The organism is Virgibacillus sp. L01 (genome assembly GCF_052246775.1).
GTDB lineage: Bacteria > Bacillota > Bacilli > Bacillales > Amphibacillaceae > Lentibacillus.
The window spans coordinates 296,462-309,110 of the sequence record NZ_JBQQCP010000002.1; the positions used below are offsets into that span (position 1 = coordinate 296,462).

The following is a 12,649-nucleotide window of genomic DNA, read 5'->3' on the forward strand; positions in this document are numbered from 1 at the left end:
GGGAAAATAAAAACGTATATTATACTCTGGTATACAATTTCAGCCAACAGCACAAAATGAAGAGTGTGTTATTTTTCCATATAAGTTAACCATGCAGAAAATTTGAAAAAGGAGTGAATTTCATTGAGTGATGCTATTAAAGTAAATGTTGAAAAAATACTTCAGGATAGTCATGTCGGGCCGATGGCTACGGTACAAGATGATAAACCGCATTCCAGGTATATGACTTTTTTTCATGAAAACCTGAAGCTTTATACAGCAACAAGTAAAAAAACACATAAAACCGAAGAAGTTGAAAAAAACCCTTTCACACACATTCTACTCGGATATGATGGCGAAGGGTTTGGTGATGAATATGTGGAATACGAAGGAAAGGCTACCATCAGAAATTCCGAAGAGCTAAAAAAACAGCTGTGGATTGAAGATATGAAGCATTATTTTGATGGACCAGAGGACCCAAATTTCATTGTACTTGAGATTGAGCCAATTCAAATTCGGTTAATGAATAAAAAAGGCAAAGCGCCTAAAGTGCTGGAATTATAAAGCGAAAACGCAAGCTAATTAACTGTGGTATAGCTTGCGTTTTTTCAATGCTGACAATAGATTTAAATAAGGTAACAGGCTGGAATTGGAGGGTTAATAATGGAAGCTGATAGTGACATGAAAAAGGAGATAGTATCATTTACGAGCAAGATGGACCACAGAACATTAGACATTTGGGCTGCTGACTGTGCGGAACATGTACTGTTTTTCTTTGAAGATGAGCACCCTCATGACAGCCGACCAAGAAAAGCAGTAGAAGCAGGACGTGCATGGATACGTGGTGAACTATCAGTAAATGAAGCTCGTTCTGCTGCATTTGCTGCACACGCTGCAGCACGTGATGCTAAAGAAGACGAAGCCCGTGCAGTTGCTCGTGCTACCGGTCATGCTGCAGCAACCGCCCACGTTGCCGGTCACGCAGTCCATGCTGCGAATTATGCTGCCAAAGCTAATAATAATGAACGCGCCTGGCAATATCAGCATTTATTTGAATTGATGGATGATCTTAAGTAGCACATTGGAAACCAAAACCCCTCTCATGATTCCTCATTCCGTTATTCGTTACAAAAACCCTGTTTCGAGCATAGGTTAGGATCCTCATTCCGCTATTTGTCTTTTTAAGCCCTATTTTCCATTGAATTTGTACAATTAACGGAATGAGGATCCGCCGCATCCCTTTTAGAGCAGCCTTTCGAGCATTTAGCGGAATGAGGATTCACATTGTGGTTTGGATTGGACATACTTTACCGGGGAAGTCTTTGAGCATAACAACTATATTTTTCCATTTGCATGATTGCAATAAAACCGTCTGGATGGTATAGTAAAGGGCATGAGTAAGTCAATTAATGAAAAAGGTGAATGGAATGGGTCGAAATTCGAGAAAAATGGAAATCCTAAATGCTGCCTCAAGGGTTGTCAGCAAGCACGGTATCTTTGATTTAACGCTGGAGGCTGCAGCTAAAGAGGCAGGTATAAGTAAGGGTGGCTTGCTTTATCATTTTCCCTCAAAAGAAGCTTTGGTTAAGGGAATGGTGGATCACCTTACGAATAATTATCGGGAGAAAATAGCTGATAATGTCACCGCTGATCCAAATGACAATGGGAAATGGACACGTTCCTATGTTGATGTCACATTTAATCAGACATATCAGAATAAAGATATGAACTCAGGATTATTAGCTGCTAAAGCTGTTAATGAAAAATTACTGGATCCAATTCGTGATTTGTATTCTGAGTGGCAGGAAGAGATAGAAAACGATGGGATTGACCCGACCAAGGCAACCATTATTCGATTGGCTACGGATGGAATATGGTTGGCAGAACTTTTTGATATATATCATATTGGCGAAGAGAAAAAAGAGATTGTATATAAGAGATTAATTGAATGGGCGAACGACTCCAAAGAATAAGCCTTTTCTTCTAAATTTTAAAAAACCTAAAACCCGGTTATATTAAGGGTTTTAGGTTTTTTTTTGCTTTCTTCCAAAGATAATTCGACAAATTTTTTCTAATTATCCGGTTGCAAACAAACCGTCCAGATGGTATAGTATCACTTGTGATTATAAACCGTCCGGATGGTACAGTATTAAAAGAACAACTAAAACATTTTACATAAAGGAGAATTTGATGAGTAATAAAGTCATGTTAACTGCAGCTATAACTGGTGCTGGTGATACAACGGGAAAAAGCAGCCATGTTCCAGTAACACCTAAAGAAATTGCTGAAGCGGCTATTGAGTCTGCTAAAGCTGGGGCAACAGTAGCCCATATTCATGCCCGTAATCCTGAAACTGGTGGTATAAGTCATCAAGTTGATCATTACCGTGAAATTGTTGATCGTATTCGCGAATCTGAAACAGATGTAATCATTAACATCACGTCAGGTGGTGGCGGTGACTTCATTCCGAGTTTAGACACGCCAGCCGCTGGTGGTGACGGTACAGACATTCAAACACCTGAACAACGTCATAAACCGGTAGGAGAATTGCTGCCGGAAATGTGCACACTCGACTGCGGCACTACTAATTTTGGCAACATGATTTATATGAGTCCAACTGATTGGCTAAGAGAGCAGGCGAAACTTGTCCAGCAAAGTGGTGTGAAGCCTGAACTGGAATGCTTTGATACAGGACATCTTCGTTTTGCCAATCAATTAGTAAAAGAAGGACTTATTGATGGTGACCCAATGCTTCAATTCTGCCTAGGTATCCCTTGGGGGGCGGCTGCAGATATAGAGACAATTAACTATTTGAAAAGTCGTCTGCCGGAAAATGCGCATTGGTCAGCATTTGGAATTGGACGCATGCAGCTTCCAATAGCAGAAGAGACTGCAATCCGTGGCGGTAATGTCCGTGTGGGTCTTGAGGACAATTTATATCTAGAAAAAGGTGTTTTTGCACGTAACGATCAACTTGTTGAAAAAGCAGTAAACATGCTGCAGGCAAATAATATTGAAATTATGAAACCAGAAGAAGCACGCCTTCAATATGGTTTAAGAACCCCTTGAGGAGGAAATGACGATGCATGAAAACGAACAACGAATAGAAAAACTAGCTGTCATAGGAACAGGGGTAATCGGTAACGGATGGATCACCCGATTTTTAGCTAAAGGTTATGATGTAGTTGCATTTGACCCGGCAGAGGGCGCAGAAGAACGTACCCACCAAAGTATTAAACGTGCGTGGGAGTCAATGGAGAAAATTGGCCTTGCTGATGGTGCATCACCTGATCGCTTAACATTCGTTCCTACCGTGCAAGAAGCAGTTAAAGATGCATATTTGATTCAGGAAAACGTTCCGGAACGAGAAGATTTGAAAAAAAGCGTACTGGAATCAATTGATCAATATGCAAAACCAGATGCGATTATCGGGTCTAGTACATCCGGTATTAAACCAAGTACATTACAGGAAAATTTAAAACATCCTGAGCGTTTAATCGTTGCACATCCCTTTAATCCAGTTCATATCCTGCCGCTTGTCGAACTTGTCGGAGGACAATTAACAGACAAGACGGCAATTGATAAGGCTGCAAAATTCTATGAATCTGCAGAAATGAAACCATTGGTGGTTCAAAAAGAAATTGAAGGGCATGTAGCAGACCGTTTAATGGAAGCACTGTGGCGCGAAGCCTTGCATCTAGTTAACGATGGCATTGCGACAACTGAAGAAGTTGATGCAGCAATAGTGTACGGTGCAGGCTTACGCTGGGCACAGATGGGCCCATTCCTGACATTCCATTTGGCAGGTGGAGAGCAGGGAATGCGCCACATGCTGGAGCAATTCGGTCCAACGTTAAAACTTCCATGGACAAAATTGGAAGCACCTGAATTAACTGATGAATTGAAAGAAAAGGTTGTTGAAGGCTGCGAAACGCATGCTGGGGATAAGTCTGTTGCAGAATTGGAAGATAAACGGGATGAATTTTTGGTGAAGCTTATTGATCTTGTTGAAGAATATTGGCCTGAATCGAAAGGTCTTACTGCGAGTGGAAAATAGAGAGGAGCATGATCATGTTTAGTTACCAGGATTCTGTCCGTACTGATTGGGTTGATTATAACGGTCACATGAATGACTCTGCCTATGCGAACGTATTTAGCATTGCCGTTGACCGGTTTATGGATTTTATAGGATTGGATGAAGATGGACGAACTAACCTGTCCTATACGATTTTCACGCTAGAAACACATCTTTGCTATCTCAAGGAAGCGCATCAGGATGAAAAACTTATTGTTTCTATTCAATTGTTGGATATTGACAGCAAAAGAGTCCACGTGTTTTTTGAAATGAAAAACGATAATGGTGTTTTACTTGCAACTAGTGAGCAGATGCTGATGGGAATGGATACGCAGCAGGAAAGACCAGCACCATTTCCTAAGCAGGTTGCAACTGAAATGGGGAAATTATGGGACGAGCATAAACAACTAGAAACACCTGAACAAGTTGGAAGACGTATTGGAATAAAGAAATAAAAAGCATAGAAGGAGGAGAATTTATATGAATAAAATAGAGGTAAATAATCTAACAAAAATATTTGGTTCTCATCCTCAACAAGGGCTAAAACATTTAAAAAATGGTAAGAAGAAAGGTGAAATTTTAGAAGAAACAGGCATGACGGTGGGTGTGAACCGTGCTTCCTTTTCCGTAAAGCCTGGAGAAATATTCGTCATTATGGGTCTTTCCGGAAGTGGGAAATCTACGTTAATCAGATTAGTCAATAGATTAATAGAATCTACAAAAGGCGAAGTATTGATTGATGGTGAGGATGTCACCAAAATGGATAAGAAACAGCTAATGGAAACAAGACGGAAAAAGCTAGGAATGGTTTTCCAACGGTTTGGATTGCTTCCACATCGTTCCGTACTGCACAACGTGGCCTATGGTTTGGAAATACAAGGTGTCAGCAAAGAAGAGCGTAAAGAGAAAGCTATGAAAACCATTGAGGATGTTAGCCTAACTGGTTATGAGAATAGTAAGCCAAGTGAACTGAGCGGAGGAATGCAACAGCGTGTTGGGCTTGCCCGGGCACTTACCAACGATACGGATATTCTATTAATGGATGAGGCATTCAGTGCATTAGATCCAATTATCCGTACTGAGATGCAGGATGAACTGTTGAAAATGCAGAGCAAGTTAGGGAAAACTGTTTTATTTATTACCCACGATTTGGATGAGGCATTGAAACTTGGTGAACGCATTGCAATTATGAAGGATGGCGAAATCGTTCAAATTGGTACTGCCGAAGAAATTCTGGAAAATCCGGCAAATGACTATGTTTCACAATTTGTTAAGGATGTTGACCGTTCCAAGGTATTGGAGGCATCACATGTCATGCGGAAACCAGAAGTACTGCTGTCCTATAAAGATGGTCCACGTATGGCAGTACGGAAAATGGAAGACGTTGGAGCATCCAGTATTTTTGTTGTTGACAAAGAAAAGAAATTCAAAGGACTTTTGACGATTGATGATGCGATAAAAGCATATAAAGAGGATATATCTATGGAGTATTTTCTGATAAATGATGTTCATACAACTTCTCCGGATACACCGCTGGATGATCTGCTTGGCGTTGCAGCCGATGCAAAATATCCGATTGTGGTACTGGAGGATAACCATTTGCTTGGCATCATTTCCAGAGTTTCAATTCTTTCCGGATTAGTGCTTGGTAAAGAAAAAGATGAGGAGGTTACAACATGAATTACTTTAACTTCCCATTAGAGCAATGGACAAATTCTTTCGTAAATGACTGGCTATTACCTGAGATGAGTGGATTTTTTAACCAAATCAGTATGATCCTGAGATCATTCGTGGAAGGTGTTACAAATCTTCTGGTTGCAATCCCTCCTGAATTTATTACCATTGTCATCATTTTGTTTGCATGGAAGCTATCTGGTAAGGGGCTGGCCCTGTTCACATTAATTGGTGGATTATACTTGGGTTCTGTTGGGCTGTGGCCTGAATCTCTGCAGACACTGGCAATTGTAATTGTTTCCACTATCATATCTGTCATTCTCGGAGTTCCACTCGGAATACTCAGTGCGACGAATAAAGTTGCAGATCAAATTACGCGGCCCATTTTAGACTTCATGCAGACACTGCCGATATTTGTTTACTTGATCCCGGCTATTCTGTTATTTGGACTTGGTGGTGTTCCGGCTGTGATTGCAACTTTCGTATTTGCTACACCACCTGCAGTCAGGTTTACAAGTTTAGGAATTAAGCAAGTACCTGAAGAAGTTGTCGAGGCATCCAGGGCATTTGGATCAACACGTAAACAATTATTATTTAAAGTACAGCTACCTTTGGCAGTTCCGACTATAATGGCTGGGATAAACCAGACAATTATGCTGGCACTATCAATGGCGGTTGTGGCGTCAATGATTGGCGCACCTGGATTAGGGGCGCAAGTATTAAAAGGTATATCAACGGTTAATGTTGGTCTGGGCTTAACGGCGGGATTAGCAATCGTTGTACTAGCAATTATTTTAGACCGATTAACACAAAGCATCGGCAACAAACTATAAATCAACAAGGAGAGATTATAATGAAGAAAATTCTACTAAGTTCACTTGCAACGCTATTACTATTAATGATTGTGGGCTGTTCATCAGAATCAAGTGATGGGGCAAGTGCAGACAGTAAAAATTCCGATGAAAAACAAACAATTACTTTTGGTGTTACACCCTGGACAAGCACTGTTCCTCCAACAAAGGTTGCTCGAATTTTATTAGAAGATATGGGCTATAAGGTTGAGGAAACACAGGCAGATGCAGGCAGTGTATTTGTTGGTCTTTCAAGAGGCGATATTGATGTATTTATGGATTCCTGGTTGCCTGTTCACCAAATTTATTTAGATAAATATTCAGATGATATCACAGATACCGCAGTAAGCTATCCTGAAGCAGCTTCCGGTCTGGTAGTTCCAACTTATATGGAAGATGTCAACAAAATTAGTGACCTAAAAGGAATGGAAGACGATTTTAATAATAAATTATTTGGCATCGAAGAAGGTGCAAGTGTAACCAAGGTTATTGATGAAGCCATTAAAGGATACGGACTTGACATGAAACAAATCAATTCTTCTGAAGGCGGAATGATGGCCCAGGCAATGCGTAAAATGCAAAATGAAGAACCGGTTGTATTTTACGGCTGGCGCCCACACACGATGTTCAACAAGTTTGATCTCAAGATACTTGAAGATGGAGAAGGATTTTTTGAAAAGTCATCTGTACATGTTATTACCAACAATAAGCTGAAGGAAAATGCCCCGGATGCATATGAGTTTTTGAGCAATTGGAGCATTCCAATTGACGATGTTGAGAACATGATCGTTAAGATTGAAGAAGAAGGCATGGATCCAACGAAAGTAGCACAAAACTGGATTGATAATAACCAAGATAAAGTGGATAAAATGCTTGGTAAATAAAACTTGAATATGCCTTGTGCTGATTGTAGTTATGATCAGCACAGGCATTATTTTTAGCAGTTAAGAAAGTATAACTACTTTCTTACTGCATAAGTGCAACTATGGCATTCACCAAAAGGCTTGCACTCCAGAGTATAAGGGGTTCTAAGAAAGCAAAATACGCTTTCATAAGAATCCCTTTAACGAATGCCAAGTTTTCTAATAGGGAGGTGTTGAACATGGCAAAAGTAAAAGAAAGCAACCAGATTATTGTTGACAGGGAAGTACCATGTACCGTACGGGATGGAGTTAAGCTGTACGCCAATATATACCGTCCAAATGATGGTGGAACATATCCAATCTTATTATGCAGGTTACCATATAATAAAAATCTTCCTGACTTTTCGCATCGGTACATAGATCCAATCAGAACTGCAATGAACGGTTTTGTTGTGATTATCCAGGATGTACGGGGGCGTTTCGCATCTGAGGGAGAATTTGTGCCCTTCGAACAAGAGGCAGAAGATGGTTATGACACTGTCGAATGGGCAGCTCAGCTCCCATATTCGAATGGAAATGTTGGGATGTTTGGGCTTTCCTATTATGGTTTCACGCAATTGTATGCAGCACTTGAAAAACCACCATCATTAAAAGCTATTTTTCCTGCGATGACTGGAAGTATTTCTGGAGAAGCATTTAGCAGGGATGGTGTGTTTAATTTTGCTTCAGCAGAGACGTGGATTCTGGATTCCGTAGCACCTGATTATCTAAAACGAAAACAGGATAGCAGTGAATATGCCGAAACAATCAAAGAAATTACCAATGATCTTGATAACATCGAAAAATGGCATGACTTTAAGCCGATAAATCAATGGCCGCCAGTTATGAAACATCCGGAACTGAGGGAATTATTTGGGAAATATCTTAATAAGGTATATCTGACGGAATCACTCTCAAAAGGAACATTCAGCTCAGAGGATTTGAATTTGCCTGCATATCACCTTGCTGGCTGGTATGATAACTTTTTGGGACCAACTATCAAAAACTATCAGGATATGAAAAAATCGTATCATAATCAGAAGTTAATCATTGGACCATGGGGACATGGAGCATTTAGTTCTGAAATCGGCGAACGCTCATTTGGCATTACTAGTTCAGGTCTGTCGATTGAAGGCAAGGAGGATATCACATCACTTCATATAAACTGGTTTGACTATTGGCTTAATCAAGAAAATACTGTATTACCGGAAGATGACGAGCCAATTAAGATATTTGTGATGGGTATAAATCAGTGGCGTTCTGAGAAAGAATGGCCATTAAAACGCACAAACAATACACCATTTTATTTTCATAGTGATGGAAAAGCAAACTCTAATATGGATTCTGGTACTTTGACTACAGTTCCGCCTGAAGCAGAACAAGCCGATCAATTTGTTTACGACCCAGAAAGTCCAGTTCCGACTAACGGAGGCAGTGTCTTATTTTACAATGGGAAAAATGCTGGACCTCGAGATCAAAGCGGAATAGAACAGAGGAAAGATGTGCTTATCTATTCGTCTGCCCCAATTGATACACCTATAGAAATAACAGGATGGGTGAAAGTTGTGTTATGGGCGTCTACGGATGCGCCTGACACAGACTTCACAGCCAAACTTGTTGATGTATTTCCGGATGGAACTGCCTATAATCTTACGGACGGAATTGTTCGTGTATCGCATATTAATGGACAGGGGAGAGTGCGTGGCAAGACTGTTAAATATGCAATAGATCTATGGGCAACAAGTAATGTATTCTTGCCTGGACATAGGATCAGGGTCGAAATCTCTTCCAGTAACTACCCGTGGTATGATGTTAACCCAAATACGGGTGAAACTACGCTGGATACATCAGAAATGGTACAGGTAACACAAACAATAGTACATGACAGCGAACACTCATCGCATGTCGTATTGCCAGTGATCCCGGCTGAATAAATATTCGCAAGGAAAAACGCTCAGGAGATTCTGAGCGTTTTTTAATGGAACAAGAAAAGGGTTTACAAGAACCAGCGAACCTTGCTTGCCTTCTGATGAATCCTCGTTCCGTTATTCCTTACAAAAACCCTGTTTCAAGCATGGTTACGGATCCTCATTCCGCTATTTGCCATTTTCAGCCCTATTTTCCATTGAATTTGTACAATTAACGGAACGAGGATCCGCCACATCCCTTTTAGAGCCGCTTTTCATGCATTTAGCGGAACGAGGATTCACATTGTGGTTTGGATTAGAAAATTTAACCACTAAATACCGCATTATTTCAACCGTCTGAATCCCTCCTGGTGGAGATAGTCAGCCGCGGCATTATACGTTGCATGGGTTCCGTCTAAGTCTTCCCCAGCATAGATATTCCAAGCATTATAATCGTTGGTTAACATTAATGTCTGGTTTTCAGGATTTATCCATGTCTCTTCAATTAGCTCGGATTCTGACAGCGAATCAATTGATTGTTTTATCACTTTTCGTAGTTCCTGTTCCGTAAAGTCACGGATATTTACCATGCCTTTCGAATCGATCGGGTAGTTATCATCTATTTCTTCAGCGAAAACAAAGCCGTTTCCGTTTGGATGGAGCCGATATACTACTATTTTTTTATCCAGTACACTTTCATCAAAATGGAAATTGACACGACCAAGTGAAACATCGTGACGCTGTAATTCAGGAAATGATTCAATAATTGCTAGTTTTTCTTCAAATGTAAGCATGAGACCTCCACGGTAAGTGTGATTTAAAATTCACACCTATTATACCACTGGATTTTTTAAAAATACGAATGATTCGCGGACGAAGGTCAGCTCCCTCGTCCCAGTGCATTCAGCTAAGGTGCACAAGTGGGACAAGGAACCTGACCCCAATGTCCCACTTAAAAGAAGGAATAACCATGAGTGTTGTCGAATATTTAGAGAAAACATCACTTTAATTATGCTGGAGGATACATATGAAAGTTTTAGAACTGAAAAATGTTGAGACGCAGCTAGGTGGCAGTGTACTGCTCAGCGATATTTCGTTTGCTGTAGAGGAATCAAGCGTAGTGGCACTGGTTGGACATAATGGCGCAGGGAAATCGACATTAATGAAGACAATATTAGGTGAACTGGAAAAAGCAAAAGGTGAAATAACCATTAAAGAAACATCAACACAAGACGATGATTTTTTAACATATAAAGAGCAAATTTCCTATTTGCCGGAAGAACCGCTTTTACTTACAGAGCTTACTGTCATGCAGCATTTTCAGCTTTACGCAGCGAGTTATGGGATAGAAGAGGCAATAATGGAGGAGAAAATAAAAACCTATATCTCTGGCTTTGAACTGGAGGACAAACTAAACGAATATCCTGAATCATTATCCAAAGGTATGCGCCAAAAAGTGCAAACCATCTGTGCGCTGCTTCCGGATACACCGCTACTGTTAATCGATGAACCATTCATGGGACTTGATGTCTATGCAATGGATTATTTAGAGGAATTAATTCAGGGAAAAGCCCTGAGCGGAACAGCAGTATTATTAACATCCCATCAGCTGGAGCGGGTAAAGGATATTGCAGATACATATATTATGCTCCAGCACGGGGAAGTGTTGGATCAAGGCCTGATAAGTGATTTTAAAACAATTAGACGGAGGAAGCATGATGAGAACTACAAAGACTGATCTTCGTGCCTATTGGTTAATTCGCAGGGGCCGTTTCGCCAAAAAGAAAAAGGTTTACAAACAAGTAGCAGCAGTAGTATTTGATCTAACGACAGCCATTTATGTTGCTGCATTAGTTGGTTATATAGGGCTGAGTTTGTTTCTTACCGGTAATATCAGCGAGGAGCTCGCACCATTTTTTGCTTTCATAGAAGAGAATGCGAGCAAAGGCTATTTACTATTATTAAGTGTGCTGCCGATCCGTTATATCGTTAGGTCTTTCCAGCATCCAGGTATATTATTTTCCACCTCTGAGTATCAGTTGGGATTGCTGCCATTTAGAAGAGAAAAAATTTGGGCATTTATAGTGGTGGAAAAATTACTGAAACTGCTCTTGCTTTACGGCTCACTAGCAGCACTTATGATTTTAGTAACACCCATTTCCAGTTCATTAATTATCTCGTACCTAACACTATTTGCTGTGTATGATCTGGTAATGACAGTGCCGCAATGGAAACTGTTTCAAAAGCGTTTTTGGGTGAAAGCCGGTTGGCTGCTGCTTTTTATTTTAAGTAATCTTATTGCAGTTATACTGGAGTCGGAATTGATTGGACTCGTACAACTTGTAGTTATTATTCTCGCACATATTGTTATCCTGCCACACTTATTCAAGGGAATTAACTGGGAACGAGTAACTGAAATCAGTGATTACTATATTTGGAACATGCTGGTGGTCTCGAAAGTTTCTCAAACTAAATTTAAAAAGAAAAAGACCTACAGTATTCTTCAAAATTCTGCGAGGCGGAAGCGTTCGTTTGCTACTAAATTATCTATCTACCATAGGCTTTGGCAGCTGTACCTTCTCAAAAACCTTGGTGTGATTACACAGGTGATTGGTGCAATCCTGCTGATGCTGGTTGCGTTTCAATTTTTCGAGGAATGGATTTATTATATTGGGATGGCAATTGGAATCCATGTTTATTCAGCCCTGTGCGCCAACCTGTTTCAGAACCGCTTTCATGCAGACGTTGTCGAAGTGCTTCCGTGGGATCTTTTTATGTATAAGCGGACATATTTCAAATGGATGGCAATGGGTGGAGGGCTCTTATTTCTGCCCATCTTTTCATACTTTATCAGGCATTGGGACGTATGGGCTCCTTTTCAGTTAGTGTTCGTAATTAGTGTGTTCTTGTATACGTATCACGTGAATATGGATAAAACAATCATCCTGCTGGCTAAAAAATCTGGATTCCTTCAATTGCGGGAAGGGTTAAGTCTTGTTCTCACCATTTTAGTTGCAATCAGTCATATGCTCCCAGTAATTTCGCTTATAGCAATAGGAATTGTCTGGGCTTTATATTTTCAACTGCGAAACAATAATGGAAATGATCCCAGATCTGTTGTTTAGATTTGGGACTTTATATATTGCTAGGAGAAACAGTATCTTATTGATCTTGGATTTTCATAACCCTGATGAGTGACCGTTTCACGTAATTTGATTCAAGTTTGGGTACTCATAAAATCTTTATATACCGTTGTCCAGT

13 protein-coding genes are annotated in these 12,649 nt (G+C 40.3%); 12 read left to right on the plus strand and 1 reads right to left on the minus strand.

The annotated features are described in order from the left end of the window. Positions 1-123: 123 nt before the first annotated feature. The 10 genes from ACTWQM_RS06580 (at position 124) to ACTWQM_RS06625 (ending at position 9,415) form a co-directional block, all read left to right on the plus strand. Complete coding sequence (locus ACTWQM_RS06580; RefSeq protein WP_443257381.1) at positions 124-543, plus strand: pyridoxamine 5'-phosphate oxidase family protein; 420 nt, start codon at positions 124-126, stop codon at positions 541-543. A gap of 99 nt (positions 544-642) precedes the next feature. Then, on the plus strand, positions 643-1,056 hold the full coding sequence (locus ACTWQM_RS06585) for a putative immunity protein (RefSeq protein WP_443257382.1): 414 nt from the start codon (positions 643-645) through the stop codon (positions 1,054-1,056). Positions 1,057-1,427: 371 nt separating this feature from the next. After that, positions 1,428-1,952, plus strand: a complete 525-nt coding sequence (locus ACTWQM_RS06590; RefSeq protein ID WP_443257383.1) for a TetR/AcrR family transcriptional regulator — start codon at positions 1,428-1,430, stop codon at positions 1,950-1,952. 217 nt (positions 1,953-2,169) lie between these two features. After that, entirely contained in the window at positions 2,170-3,048 is an 879-nt protein-coding gene (locus ACTWQM_RS06595; protein WP_443257384.1) for a 3-keto-5-aminohexanoate cleavage protein, read from the plus strand. 13 nt (positions 3,049-3,061) lie between these two features. After that, the gene (locus ACTWQM_RS06600; protein WP_443257385.1) at positions 3,062-4,036 is read left to right on the plus strand and encodes an L-carnitine dehydrogenase; all 975 of its coding nucleotides are present in this window, start codon (positions 3,062-3,064) and stop codon (positions 4,034-4,036) included. Positions 4,037-4,050: 14 nt separating this feature from the next. Then, entirely contained in the window at positions 4,051-4,509 is a 459-nt protein-coding gene (locus tag ACTWQM_RS06605; RefSeq protein ID WP_443257386.1) for a thioesterase family protein, read from the plus strand. A 25-nt stretch (positions 4,510-4,534) separates the two neighbouring features. Then, positions 4,535-5,734 (plus strand): quaternary amine ABC transporter ATP-binding protein, encoded by a 1,200-nt coding sequence (locus tag ACTWQM_RS06610; protein WP_443257387.1) that lies wholly within the window; start codon positions 4,535-4,537, stop codon positions 5,732-5,734. Further along, positions 5,731-6,561, plus strand: a complete 831-nt coding sequence (locus ACTWQM_RS06615) for an ABC transporter permease (RefSeq protein ID WP_443257388.1) — start codon at positions 5,731-5,733, stop codon at positions 6,559-6,561. The genes ACTWQM_RS06610 and ACTWQM_RS06615 overlap by 4 nt, the downstream gene beginning before the upstream one ends. Positions 6,562-6,581: 20 nt before the next feature. Further along, the gene (locus ACTWQM_RS06620; protein ID WP_443257389.1) at positions 6,582-7,463 is read left to right on the plus strand and encodes a glycine betaine ABC transporter substrate-binding protein; all 882 of its coding nucleotides are present in this window, start codon (positions 6,582-6,584) and stop codon (positions 7,461-7,463) included. A gap of 218 nt (positions 7,464-7,681) precedes the next feature. After that, a complete protein-coding gene (locus tag ACTWQM_RS06625) occupies positions 7,682-9,415 on the plus strand; it encodes a CocE/NonD family hydrolase (protein WP_443257390.1) in 1,734 nt (577 codons plus the stop codon). Positions 9,416-9,732: 317 nt separating this feature from the next. Here the strand turns inward: ACTWQM_RS06625 and ACTWQM_RS06630 are convergent, their stop codons facing one another. Next, positions 9,733-10,182: a hypothetical protein gene (locus ACTWQM_RS06630; RefSeq protein ID WP_443257391.1), complete on the minus strand. Its 450-nt coding sequence runs from the start codon at positions 10,180-10,182 to the stop codon at positions 9,733-9,735. Between the two features lie 233 nt (positions 10,183-10,415). On the opposite strand from ACTWQM_RS06630, the gene ACTWQM_RS06635 reads away from it, so the two are divergent. Further along, positions 10,416-11,126 carry an ABC transporter ATP-binding protein gene (locus ACTWQM_RS06635; protein WP_443257392.1) on the plus strand — a complete coding sequence of 237 codons (711 nt, stop codon included), beginning with the start codon at positions 10,416-10,418 and terminating at the stop codon, positions 11,124-11,126. Then, entirely contained in the window at positions 11,107-12,513 is a 1,407-nt protein-coding gene (locus ACTWQM_RS06640; protein ID WP_443257393.1) for a hypothetical protein, read from the plus strand. Before ACTWQM_RS06635 ends, ACTWQM_RS06640 begins: the two co-directional genes overlap by 20 nt. Positions 12,514-12,649: the final 136 nt, after the last annotated feature.